The 19,999-nt window shown below is 65.2% G+C and carries 21 protein-coding genes; 9 read left to right on the top strand and 12 right to left on the bottom strand.

Going from position 1 to position 19,999, the window contains the following annotated elements; all coding sequences use genetic code 11:
* Nucleotides 1-57: 57 nt before the first annotated feature.
* Nucleotides 58-711 carry an FMN-dependent NADH-azoreductase gene (locus ACIOU8_RS17910; RefSeq protein WP_400792493.1) on the bottom strand — a complete coding sequence of 218 codons (654 nt, stop codon included), beginning with the start codon at nt 709-711 and terminating at the stop codon, nt 58-60.
* A gap of 79 nt (nt 712-790) precedes the next feature.
* Here ACIOU8_RS17910 and ACIOU8_RS17905 point away from each other — a divergent pair, with 79 nt between their 5' ends.
* The gene (locus ACIOU8_RS17905; protein ID WP_363572730.1) at nt 791-1,129 is read left to right on the top strand and encodes a helix-turn-helix domain-containing protein; all 339 of its coding nucleotides are present in this window, start codon (nt 791-793) and stop codon (nt 1,127-1,129) included.
* Nucleotides 1,130-1,499: 370 nt separating this feature from the next.
* Here ACIOU8_RS17905 and ACIOU8_RS17900 read toward each other — a convergent pair whose 3' ends face one another.
* Nucleotides 1,500-3,020 (bottom strand): SDR family NAD(P)-dependent oxidoreductase, encoded by a 1,521-nt coding sequence (locus ACIOU8_RS17900; RefSeq protein WP_079112081.1) that lies wholly within the window; start codon nt 3,018-3,020, stop codon nt 1,500-1,502.
* Between the two features lie 221 nt (nt 3,021-3,241).
* Between ACIOU8_RS17900 and ACIOU8_RS17895 the strand changes: the two genes are divergently transcribed.
* The 4 genes from ACIOU8_RS17895 to ACIOU8_RS17880 all read left to right on the top strand — a co-directional run bounded on the left by ACIOU8_RS17895 (nt 3,242) and on the right by ACIOU8_RS17880 (nt 5,336).
* Entirely contained in the window at nt 3,242-4,306 is a 1,065-nt protein-coding gene (locus tag ACIOU8_RS17895; protein ID WP_400792488.1) for a M4 family metallopeptidase, read from the top strand.
* Nucleotides 4,281-4,586, top strand: a complete 306-nt coding sequence (locus ACIOU8_RS17890) for a protealysin inhibitor emfourin (protein WP_400792485.1) — start codon at nt 4,281-4,283, stop codon at nt 4,584-4,586. Before ACIOU8_RS17895 ends, ACIOU8_RS17890 begins: the two co-directional genes overlap by 26 nt.
* A gap of 78 nt (nt 4,587-4,664) precedes the next feature.
* Complete coding sequence (locus ACIOU8_RS17885) at nt 4,665-4,994, top strand: hypothetical protein (RefSeq protein WP_400792482.1); 330 nt, start codon at nt 4,665-4,667, stop codon at nt 4,992-4,994.
* Nucleotides 4,995-5,099: 105 nt separating this feature from the next.
* Nucleotides 5,100-5,336, top strand: coding sequence for a hypothetical protein (locus ACIOU8_RS17880; protein WP_400792479.1), 237 nt, complete (start codon nt 5,100-5,102; stop codon nt 5,334-5,336).
* A gap of 20 nt (nt 5,337-5,356) precedes the next feature.
* Here ACIOU8_RS17880 and ACIOU8_RS17875 read toward each other — a convergent pair whose 3' ends face one another.
* On the bottom strand, nt 5,357-6,412 hold the full coding sequence (locus ACIOU8_RS17875) for a mechanosensitive ion channel family protein (protein ID WP_400792476.1): 1,056 nt from the start codon (nt 6,410-6,412) through the stop codon (nt 5,357-5,359).
* 84 nt (nt 6,413-6,496) lie between these two features.
* On the opposite strand from ACIOU8_RS17875, the gene ACIOU8_RS17870 reads away from it, so the two are divergent.
* Complete coding sequence (locus ACIOU8_RS17870) at nt 6,497-7,366, top strand: ribonuclease H (protein ID WP_400792473.1); 870 nt, start codon at nt 6,497-6,499, stop codon at nt 7,364-7,366.
* Between the two features lie 58 nt (nt 7,367-7,424).
* Here the strand turns inward: ACIOU8_RS17870 and ACIOU8_RS17865 are convergent, their stop codons facing one another.
* Nucleotides 7,425-8,609, bottom strand: coding sequence for an FAD-dependent oxidoreductase (locus tag ACIOU8_RS17865; protein WP_400792470.1), 1,185 nt, complete (start codon nt 8,607-8,609; stop codon nt 7,425-7,427).
* A 38-nt stretch (nt 8,610-8,647) separates the two neighbouring features.
* Between ACIOU8_RS17865 and ACIOU8_RS17860 the strand changes: the two genes are divergently transcribed.
* Both ACIOU8_RS17860 and ACIOU8_RS17855 read left to right on the top strand, forming a co-directional pair.
* Nucleotides 8,648-9,205 carry a TetR family transcriptional regulator gene (locus tag ACIOU8_RS17860; protein ID WP_400792467.1) on the top strand — a complete coding sequence of 186 codons (558 nt, stop codon included), beginning with the start codon at nt 8,648-8,650 and terminating at the stop codon, nt 9,203-9,205.
* Nucleotides 9,206-9,230: 25 nt separating this feature from the next.
* Nucleotides 9,231-9,647: a DoxX family membrane protein gene (locus tag ACIOU8_RS17855; RefSeq protein ID WP_400792464.1), complete on the top strand. Its 417-nt coding sequence runs from the start codon at nt 9,231-9,233 to the stop codon at nt 9,645-9,647.
* 104 nt (nt 9,648-9,751) lie between these two features.
* Here the strand turns inward: ACIOU8_RS17855 and ACIOU8_RS17850 are convergent, their stop codons facing one another.
* From ACIOU8_RS17850 to ACIOU8_RS17820, 7 genes are all read right to left on the bottom strand, one after another.
* Nucleotides 9,752-10,729, bottom strand: coding sequence for an SRPBCC domain-containing protein (locus ACIOU8_RS17850; RefSeq protein WP_400792461.1), 978 nt, complete (start codon nt 10,727-10,729; stop codon nt 9,752-9,754).
* Between the two features lies 1 nt (nt 10,730).
* Entirely contained in the window at nt 10,731-11,135 is a 405-nt protein-coding gene (locus ACIOU8_RS17845) for an ArsR/SmtB family transcription factor (RefSeq protein WP_400792458.1), read from the bottom strand.
* Nucleotides 11,136-11,677: 542 nt separating this feature from the next.
* Nucleotides 11,678-13,132, bottom strand: coding sequence for a glycoside hydrolase family 43 protein (locus ACIOU8_RS17840; protein WP_400792455.1), 1,455 nt, complete (start codon nt 13,130-13,132; stop codon nt 11,678-11,680).
* A 188-nt stretch (nt 13,133-13,320) separates the two neighbouring features.
* Nucleotides 13,321-14,364, bottom strand: a complete 1,044-nt coding sequence (locus tag ACIOU8_RS17835; protein WP_400792452.1) for a LacI family DNA-binding transcriptional regulator — start codon at nt 14,362-14,364, stop codon at nt 13,321-13,323.
* A gap of 60 nt (nt 14,365-14,424) precedes the next feature.
* Nucleotides 14,425-15,207, bottom strand: coding sequence for a carbohydrate ABC transporter permease (locus tag ACIOU8_RS17830; protein ID WP_400792598.1), 783 nt, complete (start codon nt 15,205-15,207; stop codon nt 14,425-14,427).
* Between the two features lie 56 nt (nt 15,208-15,263).
* Nucleotides 15,264-16,205 carry a carbohydrate ABC transporter permease gene (locus ACIOU8_RS17825; RefSeq protein WP_400792449.1) on the bottom strand — a complete coding sequence of 314 codons (942 nt, stop codon included), beginning with the start codon at nt 16,203-16,205 and terminating at the stop codon, nt 15,264-15,266.
* A gap of 87 nt (nt 16,206-16,292) precedes the next feature.
* Nucleotides 16,293-17,522, bottom strand: coding sequence for an ABC transporter substrate-binding protein (locus ACIOU8_RS17820; protein ID WP_400792446.1), 1,230 nt, complete (start codon nt 17,520-17,522; stop codon nt 16,293-16,295).
* 318 nt (nt 17,523-17,840) lie between these two features.
* Here ACIOU8_RS17820 and ACIOU8_RS17815 point away from each other — a divergent pair, with 318 nt between their 5' ends.
* Entirely contained in the window at nt 17,841-19,445 is a 1,605-nt protein-coding gene (locus ACIOU8_RS17815) for a glycoside hydrolase family 31 protein (RefSeq protein WP_400792443.1), read from the top strand.
* A gap of 137 nt (nt 19,446-19,582) precedes the next feature.
* On the opposite strand, the gene ACIOU8_RS17810 is transcribed toward ACIOU8_RS17815, so the two are convergent.
* Nucleotides 19,583-19,945 carry a hypothetical protein gene (locus ACIOU8_RS17810; RefSeq protein ID WP_400792440.1) on the bottom strand — a complete coding sequence of 121 codons (363 nt, stop codon included), beginning with the start codon at nt 19,943-19,945 and terminating at the stop codon, nt 19,583-19,585.
* Nucleotides 19,946-19,999 lie beyond the last annotated feature (54 nt).

The following is a 19,999-nucleotide window of genomic DNA, read 5'->3' as shown; positions in this document are numbered from 1 at the left end:
TCGTCCTGCAGACGGCAGGGGCAAGACCTCGGTTCGAGGTTCGATCGTGCCAGGAGGTCAGGCGACCTCGCCCCGGAGTGCGGCGAGCTCGCGGCCGTAAGTGCGCGCCGACTGCTCGGCGTTCTCCTTGAGCTCACGGGCGGTGTCGGCGAAGGCGTCGAGCGCGGGGTTCACGCCCACGAGAGTGAAGGGCCGCTCGACGATGCGCAGGTCGAGACCCCAGACGTCCTCGAGCACGCGGCGGAGCCATCCGGTGGAGTGGTCCCAGCCCTCCTTCGGGGTTCCCGGCGCGTAGTTGCCGCCGAGCACGGTCACGAGGGTCGCCGGCTTGCCGCGAAGCGCGGTGCCCTGCGGGTCGATGCGCGGGTCGGTGTAGGCGAGGTCGAACCACGTCTTGAAGTGCTGCGAGACGCCGTAGTTGTAGAGCGGCACAGCGAACAGCAGCGCGTCCGCGCCGATCAGCTCGTCGGCGAAGGTGGTGGCGAGCGCGCGGGCTGCACGCTGGGCCTCGGTGCGCTGGGCCTCGTCGACGAAGCCGCCGGTCACGGCATCCGCCCACGCGGTCGCGGGCACGGGGTCGGCGGCGAGATCACGGCGGGTCACGGTGGAGTCGGGGTGGGATGCGGTCCACTCCGCTTCGACGAGGTCGGCGAGCGAACGACTGGCGGACGACGCGGGAAGGATGCTGGCATCCAGGCGGAACAGGGACATGGGAAGTGCCTTTCGTTTTTCGTAGTCACTCTGTTTTTCTTAGCGACTCGCGTTAACGTAGCACAGGTAGGATGGTCGCATGGCCGAGATCGACGAAGAGCGTCACGTGTGCGACGCCGCCGTCACACTGGCCTTCAGCGTGCTCGGCAAACGCTGGAACGGCATGATCGTCTCGTCACTCGGGGGCGGCCCTTCGACCTTCGTCTCTCTGCGACGCGCAGTCTCGGGCATCAGCGACACAGTGCTCTCCGACCGCCTGGCCGAGCTCGCCGAGGCAGGACTCGTAGCCCGCGCGGTCGATGCTGGCCCTCCGGTCACCGTCTCGTATTCGCTGACCGACAGCGGTCGCGGACTGCTGCCGATCCTCGACCAGCTCGGCACCTGGGCTTCTGCCAACCTCGAGATCCGCGCGCGCTGACGCCACTGCTGTGGACGGCTCCCGCCCATATGGCTGGCCGAATCCCGCACGGCTGGCCGGAACTCGTCTGGCTGACCGGATCCCGCCTATCGGGCTGGCCGGATCCCGTCTGGCTGATCGGTGCGCCCCACTCAGCCAGCCATCCGGGGAATCGTCAGCCGGATCACCGTGGACAAGCCGTGGTCTCCTGGGGCTGGCTGGCCCCCGCCCATATGGCTGGCCGAATCCCGCACGGCTGGCCGGAACGACATGGTCGGCCAGCCATCCGGGGAATCGTCAGCCGGATGACCGGATGCCGGATGCCGGATGCCGGACGCCGGACGCCGGACGCCGGATGCCTGACGCCGAATGTCCCTCGGACCCGCCGGGGTCACCAGGGACTGGGCTCGTAGTCCTTCAGGAAGACGCCGTGGATGTCTTCGCCGGCCTCGCCGCGCACGATCGGATCGTAGACGCGAGCGGCTCCGTCGACGAGGTCGAGCGGGGCATGGAAGCCCTCTTCGGCCAGACGCACCTTCGTGTAGTGCGGGCGCTCGTCGGTGATCCAGCCGGTGTCGACGGCGGTCATCAGGATGCCGTCGGTCTCGAGCATCTCGCCGGCGCTGGTGCGCGTGAGCATGTTGAGCGCTGCCTTCGCCATGTTCGTGTGCGGGTGTCCTGGGCCTTTGTAGCGACGCGAGAACTGCCCCTCCATGGCCGAGACGTTGACCACGTATTTGCGGTTCGACGACGACGCGGCCATCGACGCGCGCAGGCGACTGATCAGCAGGAAGGGTGCGGTCGTGTTGGCGAGCTGCACCTCGAGCATCTCGAGCGGATCGACCTGATCGATCGACTGCACCCAACTGTTCGACGTGTTCACGTCGGGCACGAGACCGCCCGCGTCGATCGCAGTGCCGTCTGCGTGCTTCTCGAGCGACGACGATCCGGGAGCCATCGCGAGACGCGCGAGGTCTTCGGCCGTCAGCGCTTGGCCGCCCTGCTCGGCGACGGTGCCGCCGAGGGCCGCGACCGACAGCAGCGGGTGCGAGTCGACCGACGCCTGCAGCGCCTGCGGATGCGGGTCGACGGTGTGACCGAACGTCTCCATCTCGGGCAGCGGGCCGTCGGGAAGCGGCTGCAGCTCGGCATCCGCCAGCAGTGAATAGGAACCCGGAGAGCGGCGCACGGTCTGCGCGGCGTTGTTGATCAGGATGTCGAGCGGCCCCTGGGCCGCGACCGAGTCGGCGAGTCCGATGACCTGGGCAGGGTCGCGCAGGTCGATTCCGACCACACGCAGGCGGTGCAGCCAATCGCCCGAGTCTGGCAGCGCCGAGAAGCGGCGAACCGCGTCGCGAGGGAATCGCGTCGTGATCGTCGTGTGCGCACCGTCGCGCAGCAGCCGCAGCGCGATGTGCATGCCGATCTTGGCGCGACCGCCGGTGAGCAGCGCACGCTTTCCTGTGAGGTCGGTGCGGGCGTTGCGCTTGCCATGGCTGAAGCGCGCGCAGTCGGGGCAGAGCTGGTGATAGAACGCGTCGACCAGCGTGTACGGCTGCTTGCAGATGTAGCAGTTGCGGGGCTTGAGCAGCTCGCCGGCGATCGGTGCGTCGACGACGCTGGTCGCCAGGTCGTGTCCGCGGGTCTCGTCGTCGATGCGGTCGGGGGCGCCGGTGGCGGTGCGGGCGACGACGGCCCTGTCGGCGTCGGCGATCGCATCGCGGATCTCTTTGCGACGCACGCGCTTGACGGCCTTGAACATCGCGGCGGTCGCGTGGCGGACGGCCACGAAGTCGGGGTGCTCATTGTCGATCTGGTGCAGTTCCGAGAGCACCCGCAGCGTGGTGGCGAGGTCTTCGGGGTCGATGCCGGGTCCGAGGTCGGGTGCAGCGTCGGAGGGAGCATCGGTCATTGTGCCGATTTTACGCGAGTTCGGGGAGTCTGTTCCTGGGAGCGCGAGGGCGGCGTCGGGCGGTTCCGGTTCACAACTCAGGAAGAACGTGCGGGCTCGATGACGGGCGCCTCGGAACGGCGCGAACCGGGTCCCGACGCCTCACGATCTTCCTGAGTTGTGAACGGCGAAGCCCCGCCCGCCCTTGCCAGAACGTCGGACCCCCGGCGTAGGGTCTGAACATGAGCAGCCACACCGAAGCACCAGGAGTCGTCCCGTCCTACCTGCTCGCGCGCCTCGCCGAGTCGGGCCGCTACCCCCGTGCCGCCGCCGCCGCGCGGCAGACGCTCACGGCCGGCAGACCGCCGTTCCGTGCACGGCTCGACCTTTCGATCGACGAGAACGGCGACCTGGTCGCCGAGTTGTCAGACGCACCGAACCGCACGATCAGCGACGCCGGCAACACGCAGAACCTCCCCGGTGCGATCGTGCGCGGTGAAGACGACGGACCCGTCGACGACGTGTCGGTCAACGAGGCGTTCGACGGACTCGGGGCCACGTTCGAGATGCTGCTCTCCGCTTTCGGCCGCAATTCCCTCAATGACGCCGGGGCACCCCTCGACGCGACCGTGCACTACGGCGTCGATTACGACAACGCCTTCTGGGACGGCGAGCGCATGGTGTTCGGCGACGGCGACGGCGAGGTGTTCGTCGGCTTCACGTCGTCGACCACCGTCATCGGTCACGAGCTCGCGCACGGCGTCGTGCAGTACACCGCCAACCTCGAGTACCAGGGGCAGCCGGGCGCACTGAACGAGTCGATCGCCGACGTGTTCGGCGCGCTCACCGAGCAGCACCTTCTCGCGCAGAGCGCGGCCGAAGCGACCTGGCTCATCGGGGCCGAGATCTTCACGGATGCCGTCCAGGGCAGCGCGCTGCGCTCCATGATCGAGCCTGGCACCGCCTACGACGACGACGAGCTGGGCAAGGATCCGCAGCCGGCGCACATGAGCGACTTCGTCCGCACGACCGAAGACAACGGCGGCGTGCACATCAACTCGGGCATCCCCAACCGCGCCTTCGCCCTGTTCGCGATCGACCTCGGCGGCAACGCGTGGGAGACCGCAGGCACCGTCTGGTACCGAGCGCTCACGGGCGGTCTGTCGAGCACCGCGAACTTCACCGAGTTCGCTGACGCGACGGTCGCTGCGGCATCCGCCATCGACGATGCCACGGGCGCAGCCGCTCGACGTGCGTGGACGACCGTGGGAGTCTATGAAGATGAGCGAGTCCCCCGCACCGACTGACCCGCAGGTCTTCATCGCGGTGGTGCGCACGGGCGGCATCGCCGGCATCCGTCGCCAGTGGCGGGTCGAACCCGACCCGGCCGAGACGAACCACTGGATCGCGATGATCGACAGCTGCCCGTGGGATGCCGACGGCGACGCCGATGCGGGCGCAGACCGCTTCGTCTGGCTGATCAGAGTGCGCACGCCGTCCGAAGAGCGCGAGCGAGAGCTTCCCGACTCCGCACTGGACGGCCCCTGGCGAGAACTCGTCGACGCGGTTCGTGAGTCATCCGCCTGACGAACCGCTGTCGGGCGAGCCCACCACGACGAACCATCGTCGCTGTGGATGATGGAATGACGACACGAGGGGAACACCATGCCGACGCAAGAAGAGGCCAACCGCCTGCTGCAACTGTCACGCGAGGCCTATGACCGAGGCGATGCAGTGCTGCACCTGCAGGCCGAGGTCAGCCGACTCACCGGCCAGCCGTCGTCGTGGGGTTCTGCAGAGAACGACTTCGTGAGTGACGACCACGTCGGCTACTTCCTCAGCGAGATCGAGCGCATCGGCTGGCGTCTCGAGCACACCGGCTACACGTTCGTGGAGTCCGGCGCGACGACCTCGGCACGCATGCTGAGCACCGGCACGGGCGTCGTCAACCACGGCCACGTCGCGGGCTATTTCACGTTCCGTCGCGTCGGCTGACGGCATCCGCCTGCGCCTGAACGACCGCCTGAACCGACCGCCCGAACCGATCAATCCGGTGTGAATCCGGCCGACCCGCCGCGCAGCAGGTCGAGAATGGGACCCATGGGACTTTTCCAGCAGCGCACCGACGAAGAAGAGAACCAGTGGACTCTGCCCTCTGAGCCGCTCGAACGCTCGGAGTCCGAGGTGCTCGACGAGGTGCCGGCCGTCGACCCGCTGTCGATCGGCCTGGGGCTGGGCTCAGGAGTGTCGGTCAGTTCTGTCGCCTTCCCCGTCGCGCCGCCCGCGCCCGAGTCGTTCTCGATCGAGGACCGCGAGCCCGAGCCCGAAGAGGACTGACCCCGCCGACCGCGCGTCGATCAGTCAGCGTCGCGCGAGGCGCTCAGGTCTACGCGCGTCCGCGGCAGCGCTTCGGGATGCTCTCGCTGCAGCCAGCCGATCATCTTCTCCCGCACCTCGCAACGCAGCGTCCACTGATCACCCGAATCCTTCGCCGACATCACGAGACGCACGGTGACGAAGCCGCCCTGCGCCTCGGTCACGGCCGCGTCGAGCGAGCGGCCGTCCCAGGCCGGCGAGGCCTCGACGATGCGCTGGAACTCCTCGCGCAGCTCGTCCATCGGCACCCGCCAGTCGAGATCGAGATATACCGTTCCGAGGATCTTGTCGGACTTTCTGGTCCAGGTCTCGATCGGCGTGGTCGTGAAGTAACTGCACGGCACGACGAGTCGCCGCTCATCCCAGATGTAGACGACCACGTACGAGAGGTTGATCTCGCCGATACGCCCCCACTCGCCCTGGATGACCACGACGTCGCCGACCTTGACGGCGTCGGTGAATGCCACCTGCACGCCTGCGATCAGGTTGCCGAGGATCGACTGCGCAGCAAGGCCCGCGATGATGCTGACGATGCCGGCTGATGCGAGAAGGCTCGTGCCGACCGCACGCATCTCGGGGAACGTGAACAGTACGGTGCCCAGCGCGAGGACGCCGATCGTGACCAGCACGAGGCGATGGATGACGAGGAGCTGCGTGCGACGACGACGCGCCTCCGGCCCCACGAGCACGGTCTCTTCGCGGTCGATGAGTCTTTCGAAGCCGAACGAGACCGACGCGGCGAGGAGCCACGACCCGGTCAGGATCGTGGCGATCAAGAAGATCCTCGACACCGCCGGCCACCACGACTGCTCTGCGGGTTCGGTGACGGACGCCGCGATCCAGATCGCGACCACCGCTGCCGTCACGATCATCGCGTTGCGCACCCGACGGGCGAGATCACGCACCCACGGCACTCGCCGGCTGATCAGGGCAGCGACCAGAGCAAGCAGCGCGAGTGCGGCTGCGGCGACGACGATCGCGGTGCCGATCGCCACCGCGCTGCCGATCCAGGAATTCCAGGTGAAGTCGGAAGGCATCACTCCACACTATGCCGCGGCAGGGCAGCACGCGAAAGGCGCAGGCCAGCGGGCGGTGTCGCCGGTCGCGGCTACGGTTGAGGGATGACGATCACCGCCGCCGCAGACGGCTCCGCCCTGGGCAACCCCGGCCCCAACGGCTGGGCCTGGTACATCGACGACGACAACTGGGCTGCGGGCGGTTCGCCGCACGGCACGAACAACCAGGGCGAGCTGCGAGCCGTGCTCGAGCTGCTGCTCGCGACATCGGGCATCTCGGAGAAACTGATGATCGAGTGCGACAGTCGCTACGTGATCGACTCGGTGACCAAGTGGATGCCGGGGTGGAAGCGCAAGGGCTGGCGCAAGTCAGACGGCGGACCGGTGCTCAACCGCGACCTGCTCGAGGGCATCGACGAGGCCATCCGGGGCCGCGACGTCGAGTTCTCGTGGGTCAAGGGCCACGCAGGTCACCCGCTCAACGAAGCGGCCGACGAGCGCGCGAACGCGGCGGCCAAGGCTTACCAGGCGAAGCAGGAGCCCCGCCGCGGGCCCGGTTTCACGATGGCGACGGATGCCGGGGCAGCCGTCGCGGCATCCGCCCCCATCGCCGCGGCCGCAGGACGATCGGACTCGGCGGGCAACCCGACCGATGATGACACCGCGTGGGCTGACGCCGTCGAGGCGGATGCCGCACTGGTCGCGTCGAGCGACGCCGGCACCGACCCGTGGGCCACCGCATCGCAGGGCACAGGCTCCGCAGCGCCATCCCGCACATCTCCCGCCGCAGCCGTCTCGGCCGCCGAGCCGCTCTGGGCCGAGGCCGCGGATCTGTTCGACGGGCTCGACGACGAACCGGCGATCGACCCGGTCGAGTTGACGATCTCGCTGTCGGGTGCCGAGCGCGCTCGCCTCTCCGACCGCGCAACGGCGCAGGGCATCTCGCTCGAGGAGGCGCTCCGCCGTCTGATCTGACGACGGAACGCACGCCGTGTCCCGCCCACGCAGGCCGACTCGCGACCGAACCGACGCCTCAGCGGAGTCGCTCGGATCGCACGCCGAGGCCGACGAAGCGGCCGGTCAGCCGGGTCAGGGCAGGATGCCGACGCAGCATCCGGAGCGGCAAGGGCAGCGGCGCTCCCGGTCGAGTCGTCGACAGGAGCGGCCGCTGCAGCGCGCGTTGCACGGCCTGGGTCACGACGACCGGCCAGGCGCGGCGGCGCTGGACGCGGCGCAGATCGGCGACGTCGGGAATGCCTCGGGCGAGCGCGGGTCCGAGGATCCGGGCCGCCGCGACGGCATCCTGAATCGCGAGGTTGATCCCCACGCCACCCGCGGGCGACATCGCGTGTGCGGAGTCGCCGATGCACAGCAAGCCGTCGAGATACCAGCGACGGAGCCGTTCGAGCCGCACCCGCAGCAGGTGCACGTCATCCGCGACGAGGTCCGTGGCAACCCGACCGAGTCGAGGCGAGATCGAACGGATGCGCTCCTTCATGTGCGCGAGGTCGTCGTCCGACCTCGTCCAGGTCCCTGCAGGAATGACGTGCGCGATCTGGAAGAACTGCTCCCGGTCGATGGTGATGAGCATCCCGGCGCCGGCCTGCACGAACGGGTAGGCCTCGTCGCCGTTCTTCGGCAACCGGAACCAGAGCACGTCCATGGCCGCGGCGACGCCCGACGGCGTGAGCCCTGCCGCGTCGCGCACGGCCGAGTCGCGCCCCGACGCGTCGACGACGAGCCGTGCGCGGATGTCGAGCGAGCCGTCGACACCGGTCGCGACGACGCCGCCGATGCGCCCGCCGTCATGAGTGATCCCGTCGACGCGGGTCGACCGCAGCAGATGGAAGCCGGGATATCTGCGTGCTTCAGCGGCAAGCAGATCGAGGAAGTCCCACTGCGGCATGAACGACATCACCTTGCGAGCCGTCGGCAGGTGCGAGAAATCGGCAAGGGTGAGTTCGATGCCGTGCCAGCTGAGCATGACCCGCTGCATGTCGGCGTGCGGCTTCGCGAGGAACTGATCGAGCATGCCGAGCTCACCCAGCAGCTGCTGGCTCGAGGGGTGGATGGTGTCGCCGCGGAAGTCGCGCAGGAAGTCGGCGTGCTTCTCGACCACGGTGACATCACGACCCTGACGGGCGAGCAGCAGACCGAGCATGAGCCCGGCGGGGCCGCCGCCGACGATGACGCAGTCGGTGTCGATTCGCGTGTTCATGGGTAGAGCTTCACGCCGCGGAGTGCGACCATACGAGCATGGTCAATAAAAGACCCGGTCGCCCTCGCGGCCATGCCACCGCGCGCCAGCGCCTGATGGACGCCGCACAGAGACATTTCGACGCGGGTGATCTGGCCTCGGTCTCGTCGCGCGAGCTGGCCGCGGAGACCGGCGTCAGTCATACTCTGGTCAATTATCATTTCGGCTCTCGCGACGGACTGGTGGCGGCAGCGATCGCTCTACGGGTCGCTCCGCACGACGTCATCGCCCTGTCTCGCGACAGCCACGGGCGTATCGACGTCGACCGCCTCGCTCACGGCGTCCTCGCGGTGTGGGAGGATCCGGAGCACGGCGCTCGACTCGCCGGATCCGCCCGCCAGCTGGCATCCGGCAGCGGGTCGTCCGAGGCGATCAGCGACTACATCCAGAACTCCGTCTTCGAACCGCTGGTCGACGACTTCGGCCGCGCCCGTGCGCACCGGATGGCGACCGCCATCGTCGGGTTCCTCTTCGGCCGATATGTGCTCGCGCTGCCGATGTTCGCGAATCTGTCGCGAGACGACGCAGGAAACCTGCTTCTCTCGATGCTCCGCTGACGTCGCCCCCGCGTACACTCGCACCATGTCGAAGAAGAGTGTCGCGCGTACCGTCGGTCGGATCTTCCTCGGTTCCTTCCTGCTCTTCGCCGGCATCTCGCACCTGACGTTCGCGAGAGACGAGTTCCAGGCGCAGGTGCCGGATTGGGTGCCGCTGGATCCGGACGTGACGGTGCTCGCCTCGGGTGTCGTCGAGGTCGGTCTCGGTGCGGCCCTGCTCGTCGCGCGCAAGCGTCGCGGGCTGGTCGGGGTGATCACCGCGCTGTTCTTCGTCGCGGTCTTCCCCGGCAACATCGCGCAGTGGGTCGAGCACCGTGATGCGTTCGGCCTCGACACCGACATGAAGCGCTTCGTGCGGCTGTTCTTCCAGCCGGTGCTCATCGCGCTCGCGATCTGGTCGACGCGCGCCCCGCGCCGCGCCGCCCGCAAGGCTGCGCTCTGACCTCGTGGACGCTGCTCGTTCACGATTCAGCATGAACGCGGGCATGACGTCAGATGAGGGGGCGGTTCTCGAAAGAACCGCCCCCTCATGCTGAATTGTGAACGTCAGACCGCGAGCAGCTCCCGCTCGAGGCGTGCGTACGAGGTCTCCATGCCGTCGGCCATGCCGGTGGCGAGGATCATGTCGCGCGTCTCCTTGTCGGGGTATTCGATGTAGAGGGTGATCAGCGTCGCCCCGTTCTCTTCGTAGAGGTTGAGGTCGTTCAGCGTCTCGACCGGCATCCCGACCATCCGCTCGGTCTGCACCGATCGGCGCGGTGCATCGATGAGCAGCGCCTCGCCCTCGAATCCGAACGCCTGCCCCTCCGTGTCGCCCACGGGCGCCCACGAGTTGCGGTACGTCTGGCCGACCTCGGTGGCGACGACGCACTCGGTCATCTCCCACCCGTCGGGTCCGAGCAGCCACTGCTTTATGAGCTCGGGGTCGTTGTGCGCACGCCAGACGAGCTCGCGCGGCCCCTCGACGAGACGCGTGATGCGCACGTGGACGTCGTCGAGCAGTTCGACCTGGGTGCCCTTGCCCTGTGCGTAGTCGCGGAGGTCCTGCAGCACGGCGTCGAGCTGGCTCATCGCGAGCTTCGTGCCCTCGACCGCGCCCATCGCGACGATCTGCTCGAGCGCCTCGAGCGAGTCGAAGTAGCTCGTGTTGACCATCCGGGCCCCCTCGGCGGTCGACTCGAAGGTGAACGTCATGCGCATCGACGGCAGGTCGGCGTCTGGAGTGCCGCTCTCATCGGCGAAGGCGTCGAGCACCTCGAAGCTGCGCGGGGCGTCGATGCGGAGAAACTCCCAGGTGCCGGAGGCCTTCTCGCCCCGGGGGCCGTTCATCGTGTAGTCGGCTTTGCCGCCCACGGTGTGGTCCCACCGGGTGAAGGTGGCGGGCCATCCGGGAGGACCCCAGAAGCGCTCGAGCTGGCGCGGGTCGCTGTAGGCGGCCCAGACGCGCTCGATGGGAGCCGCCAGGTCGGCGGCGACCGTCATGGTGAGGTTCTCGGTATCGGTGATGACGTCGGTGACAGGCATGTCAGTCTCTCTCTTCGGTTCGTGGATCATCGGTGGTGTCGTCGTCGGACCGACCGGTCTCCGAGCTCGTCGAAGGGCCGGCCAGCAGGTCGTCGAGTCGGGCGATGCGCGACCGCCACAGCTCTTCGTATCGGGCGAGCAGCGCCCTGGCGCGGGCGATCATCTCGGGGTTCGCACGGACGAGCCGCTCGCGTCCCTCGGCGCGCTTGACGATGAGGTTCGCTGCTTCGAGCACGGCCACGTGCTTCTGCACCGCGGCGAACGACATGTCGTATTCGGAGGCGAGGGTCGAGACGGACTGCTCCCGCTCGATCGTCCGGCGCAGGATGTCACGCCGGGTCGACGTCGCCAGTGCGTGGAACACACGGTCGACCTCCGCTTCGCTCAGTTCTCTTTGTGCAACCATTTGGTTGTACGTTATGCCTGGGCGGAGCGGATGTCAAGAGGTCGACTGAATTGTGAATCGCGTCCTTAGATCGGACTACCCGCTTTACATCGGACTACCCGAAGTTGGATCGGACTGAGTCCGATCCAAACCGTAACCCCGGGAGCGTGACAAAGGTGTGCGGTCCTGGGCGCAGGTCATAACAGTCGTGCCTACCGAGACGCTCGCCACCGCTCAGAGTGGCGACAAAGCCAGCTGAGGTCGCGCGGGTAGGTCAGATCGTAGGGCTGGCTCGTGTGCGACGACGGTCAACCCGGGAAGGAAACTCTGAACCTCGAAATACGACAGGTTCGTTGAAGGCAGAAGCTGCGCCGATTCCTACGACTCACGTTCCTGGACCCACGATTTCGGCAGGGGCCCGCAGCTCGGCGTGTCGCGACTTCCTCCGCGCCACCACGAGGACCGGGTCGCGTGCCCGCATCATTAGCGAGGGCGCCTCGGCGGAAAAAGAGCGAGATCGTCGCCCTCATCTTGAAACGTCATCTTGCCGACCGTGATGCATGTCATAGTCGCGCAGCACTGCTGTCGAGCTCGTGCAATCGGAACGATCGGAGCATTGCGATCCCACTTTCGGTCCGGATCCCGACGACTCGGCCGGAAAAGCCGCCGACGACCTCCGTCGAAAGATATCGGCCGTCCACTACTGCGAGCGTCGAGCGTCCAGATCCGGCCAAAACGACAAGATCATCCGGACCGCCAGTTGCGGAAGGCACCGAGCCGATGGCGACCCAGCCATCATGCGGAACCTGCGGCCCAATGTCGACTTCGACTCCACCGATGGTGAGCAAGGCTTGGACGCCACCCCCTGATATGCGTGCACCAAAGCGGTGACGATCGTCGACACGCACTTCCACTACTGCAACGGCATCGGATGCGCTCATCTCGAACGCCGCCTCCCAGTGAAGGGGCTGGACTCGCACATAAAGCCCGGAGGTGTCGGACGCCCACACTTGTAGACCGTCGCTTCCGGGCTGGCAGAAGGTCTCGGGCCGAGCCGCCGGCGAAATCCAGCGGGGGTGCAAGGATTCAGACGTGAAGCTTTCCTGGAAATCCCACCGCTCGGACTTGAAGGAGATAGAGGACGGGCGGATGACCGGCCAATCATCGATCCAAGCGACGTCCACCAGGAACACTTCTCTGCCATTCGTATGAAAACCGGGGGTGATCCCGCGTGCTCTAACTCCGAGATGCACCCCAACCCAGGAGCCATCGCTACTTTGAACCACGTCGAGGTGGCCCACATTTTGCACGGGGTGGTCGGTGCTGCGATGGGTGTACAGAGGCTCTTCCGGCGCGGGCACGAACGGCCCATGAGGTGCTCGTGACCGCGCAACCGATACCACGTGACCGCGTTCGGTACCCCCTTCGGCAACGAACAGGTACCACCAGTCGTTTCGTTGCACGAGGTGCGGAGCTTCAGTATGTGAAAGCCCCGTTCCGCGCCAGATCCACTGTGGTTCGGTTAGCGCTCTGCCCGTATGTGGATCGATTTCCGCTTGTCGGATTCCGGCCCCCTCGTCGTTCCAGGCGCAGTAGGTTACGAGGCATCGACCATCCTGCGTCCAGGCGATGTCCGGATCGATTCCGACAAGTTCCGGTATTTCCACGGCCTCGGACCATGGCCCTTCGGGGGCGTCGGCCATGAAGAGTCTCTGGCCTCGCTGACTGTCGGAGTCAGTGGTGATGAGCCAGAACCGTCCTGCGTGATGCCGGAGAGTGGGCGCCCAGATTCCACCCCCCGCCCTGGACCGTGCCGATTGGAACTGGGAGTCCCGGTCTAGTGCGTTGGCGAGGAGCGTCCAGGTCTGCAAATCCCGGGAGTGCCAGATCGGGACGGATGGGGAGTACTCGAAGGACGACATGGCCACGTAGTAGTCCTCCCCGACGCGACAGATCGTTGGGTCGGGGTGGAAGCCTGCAATTGCGGGGGAGGTTTCGGCGGATTCGTCTCGGGTCATTATCGTTCCTTTCCTGACCGAACCGATCCCGGTGTCCGAGTCCGTGCGGTGGAGCTGCGCTTTGGGTATGGGCATGTCGTAATCTGAACGGATTCCGGTCGGATCGAGGCTTACTGCTTTGTCACGGAGCTCGTCCTTGGAGGGTCAACAACGTTGCGTGTGAGCAGCACGCAAACGGGCGAGATCCGCTAGGAGAATTGCGTGGTGCTCTGGCGGCGGCTAACTTGAGCCGGCTGCACTAGTTCCAGGCGTGTGGGGTCCGCGTCACCCTCTATTCGCTTGAACAGGACGCGCATGGCCAGTCGGGAGAGGTCGCGAGGTTGCGGTGAAACGTTGGTGATGGCGGGTTCGAACTGACGCGCGGTGGCATCTGTGCACAGGCTGAGTAGGGAGATGTCTCGGCCGATGGTCAAAGCGGTGAGACGGGCAAGTTGGATGAGCCATTCGGTAACCCGGGGGGTTCGTGCGATGAGCCCGAGTCGGTTTGTGTGGTTCGCGAAGATGTCACTGGCAGCCTCTTCGATGCCGGCCCACCCGCCGCGCTGAGGATGAACGAGGGAGAACTCAAGGTTGTGATGAGCCGCGCGATGCCGGGCGCCCTCGTGGAACTCGTGGATGAACCTCAGTTCGTGCGCGTCGATCTCTGGTTCGTTTCCGACCACGACGACGCGCCGGTGCCCGGTCGTGGCGAGCTCGTCGACGAGAAGTTCCGCTGCGCGTCGTGTGTCGAAGTCGACGGCATCCAGTCCGTGCGGGTCCTCGGGACGTCCGAAGAGCACGACGGGAAGGCCTAGTGCTGCCGCCGATTCGAGACGGGGGTCCGCGGTGCGCACATCCATCAGGACGAATGCGTCGGCGACGCGTCGCGCGGCGAGTCGTTCGAGCCCTTGCGGACCTTCGTCTGTGGTGACAAGGACGACGTCGTAGTCACGGCCGCGTGCTTCCTCGACGATTGTGTCGATGTAGGGAGACGTCTCGCTAACATCGGCGCCGGCGCCCAGGTGGACCACCAGAGCAATGACGTTGGTCTTGGAGCCACGTAGCGCGCGGGCTCCCGCGTTGGGTTGATACGTCAGTTCCCGGATAGCGTCTTCGACCCGCCGTCGCGTTTCGGGGGTGATCGCGCGTTTGCCGCTCATCACGTACGACACGGTGCTTTGAGATACGCCAGCGAGTGCCGCTACGTCTTTGCTTGTGGGCAGAGACCGCGGGGGCCGTCTCTCGGTCGTCATAGTGGTTAGCCTACTGATGGGGGTGGTCATGCGCCCTCGTTCTCTCTGCGAGCGGTGGCGTCAGCCCTTGACGGAACCGGCGACCAAGCCCGCGACGATCCAGCGTTGGCACACCACATAGAAGATGAACACCGGGATGAGCGCCACGACGGTGACGGTCATGAACTGTGGCCAATCCGTCGTGAATTGCCCCATGGCGTTGTACACCTGGAGTACGACGGTGCGGCGGTCACTGGAGGACAACAACAAGTTCGGCCAGACGAAGTCGTTCCAGGTGGCGAGGGTCTGGAACACGATGACGGTGGTCAGGATCGGTCGTATCAATGGGAGCACGATGGACAAATAGATTCGCCAAGGACCGGCACCATCGATGCGTGCCGCTTCGAGCAACTCCATCGGCAGCTTCCGCATGTAACCGACGATCAGGAAGTAGCTGAAGATCGCACCACCCAGGTAGATGATGATCAGTCCCGTCAGGGAGTTGACCAGCCCTAGCCGGGCTTCCATCTGGTAGAGCGGGATTAGCGTGGCCTGCATCGGGATGCAGAATGCAATCAGCATGATGGCACCGATTGCGGCGGTCAGCCGAGAATTGCGCAGGATCATCCCGTAAGCGGCCATCGAACCGACAACGACTTGGAGGAAGACGCTGATCACGGTCACGATCAGGGTGTTCAGAAAGCTCTGCCAGATTGAGCCGCTCATCAGAAGCGTGGCGTAGTTCTCCAGCCGCCATTCTGCAGGCAGGCCGAACGGTGAGGCTGACATGTCGGCCTGGGTCTTGAAGGTGCTGATGACGACGTAATAGAGCGGGATCGCAATGAGAACGGTAAGGCCGATCATCACCACGGAGCGAATTGTGAACTGCGTGCGAGCCCGTGCACGCTGACTGAGAATACTCACGAGAACCTCCGTGTCAAGGCGTTGGCTGCAGTCAGTTGTACGAGTACAACCACCAGGCAGGCGATCGTGAAGAGCACAGCCAGTGCGGAACCGACTCCCACGTCGAACTGGGAGAGGCCCTGCAGGATTATTTGCTGTGTGATGGTGTTCGTCGAGTATCCCGGACCACCCTTCGTCATTGTGAAGGGAAGGTCATAGATTTTTAGACCGCTGGTGACAAGCAAGAATGTGGAAACCACCAGAGCAGGGATCAGTTCCGGCATTGTGATCGCCCAGAACTGCTGCCTGCCGCTAGCGCCATCAATCTGCGCCTGTTCGTAAAGATCCGCTGGGACCGCCTGCAGGTAGGCCAGGTAAAGGGTTGCGTGCCATCCGACCTGGGCCCATACCGCCACAAATATGACGCAGAACCGTGCCAGGTCCGAGTCGGCCAGCCAGGGAACTGCCTCCAGGCCGAAGTTGCCGAGCACGACGTTAATTGCACCGTTGTCGAGGGGCGAGAAGATGTATTGCCAGATCAGTCCGATGATCGCCTGGGCCGGCACCCCCACAAAGAAGAACAGTGAGCGCGCGAACGTACGGCCCGCGAATCGCTTGTTGAGCGCGATAGCTAGCGGGATGGCGAGCACCGTGATAGCGACGGTGGTGGACACCGTATAGAGCAAAGTGAAACTCAGCCCGGCCAGCAGTGTGGGGTCTGAGAACACAGCGGCATAGTTGTCGAGACCCACCCAGTCGTGGGTCGGTACGAAACCCGCAGAGTCGGTGAAGGAGTAATAGATGGATTGACCGGTCGGTATCGCGAAGAGCGCGATGAAGATCGCGACGATGGGGAGCAAAAACATCGAGGAGGCGAACCCATCGCCGCGGAGTCGTCCGCGCGATGGTCGGATCGCGCGGCGCGCGGCGACCGGCGGCGCTTCAAGAGTGATGGCCATGATGTGCCGTTCTTCGAGGGGGTGGGAGTCCGCTAAGTCACACAGCGCCCTGGGGGTTCAAGCAGAACCCCCAGGGCCGGTGTTCTACTACTGAGATTCCCACTTAGCGTCGAGGGCGGAAGTGACGTCTTCCGGCGTTGCCTGGCCCTGGATGAACAGCTGGAACTGTGCGGCCAACTCCTGACCCATGACGGCACCGTTGGCGGGCCAATTGATCCAGTAGTACTTACCCTCCTGGACGTAGTTCTTATACACGTCCTCAATCTGAGGAGCGACCTTGGCATCATATTTGGCCGACGTGGAGACCTGGTTGGTGTACTTCTCGGCCAGCTCGAGGCCCTCAGCGCTGTTGATGAAGCTCAGAAACTTCTGGGCGGCAGCGAGCTTGTCGCCCTCGAGGGAGCCGCTCAGCGCGAACGGTGAATCGGGACCGCCGCCGATAAACGGCTCACCCCCGTCGATGGCAGGGAATGGTGCAGTTCCGAAGTCCACTCCTGCCGCTTCGATATCGGCGAAATCCCAAGGACCCGAGCGATACATCGCGACCTGTCCGGAGAGGAAGTTCTGCTTGACCTGGTCGCCGCTGACCCCGACAACATCGGTCGGGAGAACACCGGAATCCACGAGCTTCTGCCACTGCTCCATGACAGGGATCCAGGAAGAGAACGACTCGCTCCCGTCGAAGATCTCCGCATCTGTCGTTCCCGAGCCGGCGTACCAACCGCCCAACATAGGAGCGAACGACGGCGAACCGCTTGACTCGTCTTCCAAGTATGGGTCGATCCCGGCCCCCTTCAGCGTCAGGCCAAGCTCGATGAAGCCATCCAGATCAGTGGGCACTTCCTCGAATCCGACCTGCTCAAGCAAGGCCTTGTTATAGATGATCACGCCCTGCCACGCACCGGTGGACATACCGTAAGTCTTATCGTCCACGGTGAACATCTCCGACGCCGTGGCGTCAATGCCTTCCATGAACGGTTCGTTCGTGATGTCGCGCACCACTCCGCCCTCGATGAGTTCGTTGCGGGTTTCCAGCGACAGGTGAAAAACGTCCGGCAGCTGGTTACCCGACGCGCGGGCCAACAGAGTCTGCGCGTACTCGGCGGCGCCGCCGTTCGCGGAGCTCATGTCGATGGTGATGCCGGGGTTCGCCTCTTCGAAAGCATCGATGATCGGCTTCATGGACTCCTGGTTATTCCACGAGTAGTAGGTCAGCGTCGTCGAGCCATCGCCGGCCTGACCAGCGCAGGCTGCCAGGGGGGCTGCCGTTGCAGCAATCGCTACCACGGCGGCAAGGGCGCGGATGGAGTTGTTCATGTTTGCTGTCTCCTCATTGAGCTCTGCTGCTCGGGTCGGTGATAGGCACAGGCGCGCGAATCATTGGTGCTGGGGCGTCCTCGGGCGTCGATCGTCGATACGTATCCGCGGAACTGGGAATACCCTCGCATACGTATCGACAATCCACAAGTATTTCCGGCCAGAGTTCTTCGACCGCGCTTGCCTTACACGGAAGGGTCACCTACTCTGAACGCAGCCAAGGAGATACGTATCGACGATCGTTCGACGCCGCGAACTGGGCATCCCCAGCACCAACGCGGAGCTGTCTCCCATCTCGTCGCAACCCAAAGGATCCATGTGACTGTCTTGTCCGATTCCACCGTCGTTTCTTCTCGCTCACGGCTTGAACTGGCAGTCGAGCCAGGCGAGCGATGGTGGGGAGGCGCGATCGAGGACGGAGCCGCGATGCCTTTCGGCCAGACGCCGTTCGAACGCAACCTCGGCGTCCCCGAGTCGATCGACAACTCCCTCGCGGGGCGGCCGTCCAATCAGAGCGCCCCCCTCCTCTTGTCCACCGCAGGTCGATTCGTGTGGTCAGAGCACCCGTTCGAATTCTCATTCCAAGCTGGGCTTCTGCAGGTCACGGGCCACGAGCTTCAAATGTTCGAAACCGGGGGCACACTGCGGGATGCGTTCCTGGCCGCGTCCGACCGATTCTTCCCCGCATCCGGATCAGCGCCGGCGCGCGAGATGTTCTCGTCGCCGCAGTACAACACATGGATTGAACAGCCCTATCTCCCCACCCAGCAGTCGGTCCTCACCTATGCTCGCGCCCTCCTCGACTCCGGCCAGAAGCCAGGAGTCCTCATCATCGACGACTCCTGGGCGACGGGATACGGCACATGGTCGTTCGATGAGGGACGGTTTCCGCAACCCCGACAGATGGTAGACCAGCTGCACGACTGGGGATTCCGCGTCATGCTCTGGCTGGTGCCGTTCATCAGCGCTGACTCCGCCGCTTTCCGACACCTTGAACGGGAGGGCATGTTGGTGTGCGGCAGCAATGGACAGACAGCGCTCCGACGCTGGTGGAACGGGGTCAGTGCACTGTTGGACGTGTCTAACCCGGCTGCTGTGACTTGGCTCACGGACCAGCTTGACGCGCTCGTCCGAGAGGTCGGCATCGACGGCTTCAAATTCGACGGCGGCGACGTCCGGGACTTCTACCCCGATGACATCACCCTGCAGGCATCCGATCCAGTGGAAAAGACTCAAGCATGGGCAGCCATCGGTCTGCGCTATCCATTCAATGAGTTTCGCGCGTGCTGGCGCATGGGCGGTCAGCCCCTTGCCCAGCGACTACAGGACAAGCGCCCAGTTTGGGGCCCTGAAGGGATTGGATCGCTTGTGCCAGAGATGCTGGCACAAGGAATGATCGGCCACGCGTTCACCTGTCCCGACATGATCGGGGGCGGAGAAATCGACGCTATGACCGGCCAAGCTACGATCGACCAGGAGTTCTTCGTCCGGTACGCGCAGATCGCAGCCCTTTCCCCTATGGCGCAGTTCTCAGTCAACCCAAGCCGGGTGCTCGACCCAACTCATCTCGGTGCAGTCGAGCAAGCGTTTGCACTTCGGGACAAGCTCCTTCCCGAGATACTGTTGCTCGTAGAGCACGCGGCCCGAACTGGCGAGCCCATCATCCGCCCCATGGCGTATCACCAGGCAGGAACCGAGCACCTCAACGACCAGTACTTCCTCGGTCCCGACCTCTTCGTCGCTCCCATCACCGAGAAGGGAGCGGCTCAAAGAACCGTCTTCGTTCCGGAAGGCAGGTGGGAGCAAGACCGAACCGGCGTTGTTTTCGAAGGACCAGCCATTTTCACCATCGAAGTGGACCTCGCAACCATTCCACTGTTCTCGCGTGAGAGCCGAGCGTTGGCCCCCTCTGGAGCGCACTGAGCGCTCGAGATCATCCGCGAGGACGCTAGTCCGCGCGGACTATTACGCCCTGCCACGACCTCGCTGCTGCCTGCGCGCGCCTAAACCATCGTTTACGGCAGGGAACTTCGCACGGCGGCGGTCGGCTAGATTCCGGGCTACTGCCTCGTCGTGATGACGCGCATGCGATCCTCGGGGTGAATGAGGTGGTCGTGTGCGTGCGCGTCGTCGCCGAGGTCGATCTGCACGCGGTGGACCCGGCCGGTGAAGATGCTCCCGCGGCTGGTGTAGTCGTCGCTGACCGGTGTGCCGGTGTCGGAGCCGACATCCATGGTTTCGTCGCCGGAGAATGCGAGCGGCACGGTCGCGTCGATGCGCACGGTCGCGACTTGCTCTCCATCGAGGTACAGATCTGCGGTGGCACCCTTCCCCAGCCCGCCGCCGTCGTACTCGAACTCGAGTCGGACCTGATGATCACCCGCAGCTGCATGCGCCTCGGGAGGACCGTGTGGTGGTTCCACCCGATTCGGAGCTGCACTGGGTGCCGCGCGATCACACTTCTCCAACTGGCTTTT

Origin of the sequence: Microbacterium sp. NPDC087589, from assembly GCF_044743635.1 — a bacterium.
In the GTDB taxonomy this organism is placed as follows: Bacteria; Actinomycetota; Actinomycetes; order Actinomycetales; family Microbacteriaceae; genus Microbacterium.
The sequence above is the reverse complement of the archived record's forward strand: the minus strand, read 5'-3'. Positions and strand labels throughout refer to the sequence as shown.

Excerpts from the sequence above, each read along its gene's own strand:
- ACIOU8_RS17825 (WP_400792449.1), bottom strand. The coding sequence starts at position 16,205 with ATGGCCATCACTCTTGAAGCGCCGCCGGTCGCCGCGCGCCGCGCGATC.
- ACIOU8_RS17840 (WP_400792455.1), bottom strand. The coding sequence starts at position 13,132 with ATGACCCGAGACGAATCCGCCGAAACCTCCCCCGCAATTGCAGGCTTC.
- ACIOU8_RS17890 (WP_400792485.1), top strand. The coding sequence starts at position 4,281 with ATGAGCGAGTCCCCCGCACCGACTGACCCGCAGGTCTTCATCGCGGTG.
- ACIOU8_RS17855 (WP_400792464.1), top strand. The coding sequence starts at position 9,231 with ATGTCGAAGAAGAGTGTCGCGCGTACCGTCGGTCGGATCTTCCTCGGT.
- ACIOU8_RS17880 (WP_400792479.1), top strand. The coding sequence starts at position 5,100 with ATGGGACTTTTCCAGCAGCGCACCGACGAAGAAGAGAACCAGTGGACT.
- ACIOU8_RS17895 (WP_400792488.1), top strand. The coding sequence starts at position 3,242 with ATGAGCAGCCACACCGAAGCACCAGGAGTCGTCCCGTCCTACCTGCTC.
- ACIOU8_RS17865 (WP_400792470.1), bottom strand. The coding sequence starts at position 8,609 with ATGAACACGCGAATCGACACCGACTGCGTCATCGTCGGCGGCGGCCCC.
- ACIOU8_RS17885 (WP_400792482.1), top strand. The coding sequence starts at position 4,665 with ATGCCGACGCAAGAAGAGGCCAACCGCCTGCTGCAACTGTCACGCGAG.
- ACIOU8_RS17860 (WP_400792467.1), top strand. The coding sequence starts at position 8,648 with ATGGTCAATAAAAGACCCGGTCGCCCTCGCGGCCATGCCACCGCGCGC.
- ACIOU8_RS17850 (WP_400792461.1), bottom strand. The coding sequence starts at position 10,729 with ATGCCTGTCACCGACGTCATCACCGATACCGAGAACCTCACCATGACG.
- ACIOU8_RS17870 (WP_400792473.1), top strand. The coding sequence starts at position 6,497 with ATGACGATCACCGCCGCCGCAGACGGCTCCGCCCTGGGCAACCCCGGC.
- ACIOU8_RS17905 (WP_363572730.1), top strand. The coding sequence starts at position 791 with ATGGCCGAGATCGACGAAGAGCGTCACGTGTGCGACGCCGCCGTCACA.
- ACIOU8_RS17900 (WP_079112081.1), bottom strand. The coding sequence starts at position 3,020 with ATGACCGATGCTCCCTCCGACGCTGCACCCGACCTCGGACCCGGCATC.
- ACIOU8_RS17820 (WP_400792446.1), bottom strand. The coding sequence starts at position 17,522 with ATGAACAACTCCATCCGCGCCCTTGCCGCCGTGGTAGCGATTGCTGCA.
- ACIOU8_RS17835 (WP_400792452.1), bottom strand. The coding sequence starts at position 14,364 with ATGACGACCGAGAGACGGCCCCCGCGGTCTCTGCCCACAAGCAAAGAC.
- ACIOU8_RS17875 (WP_400792476.1), bottom strand. The coding sequence starts at position 6,412 with ATGCCTTCCGACTTCACCTGGAATTCCTGGATCGGCAGCGCGGTGGCG.
- ACIOU8_RS17845 (WP_400792458.1), bottom strand. The coding sequence starts at position 11,135 with ATGGTTGCACAAAGAGAACTGAGCGAAGCGGAGGTCGACCGTGTGTTC.
- ACIOU8_RS17910 (WP_400792493.1), bottom strand. The coding sequence starts at position 711 with ATGTCCCTGTTCCGCCTGGATGCCAGCATCCTTCCCGCGTCGTCCGCC.
- ACIOU8_RS17830 (WP_400792598.1), bottom strand. The coding sequence starts at position 15,207 with ATGATCGGCCTTACCGTTCTCATTGCGATCCCGCTCTATTACGTCGTC.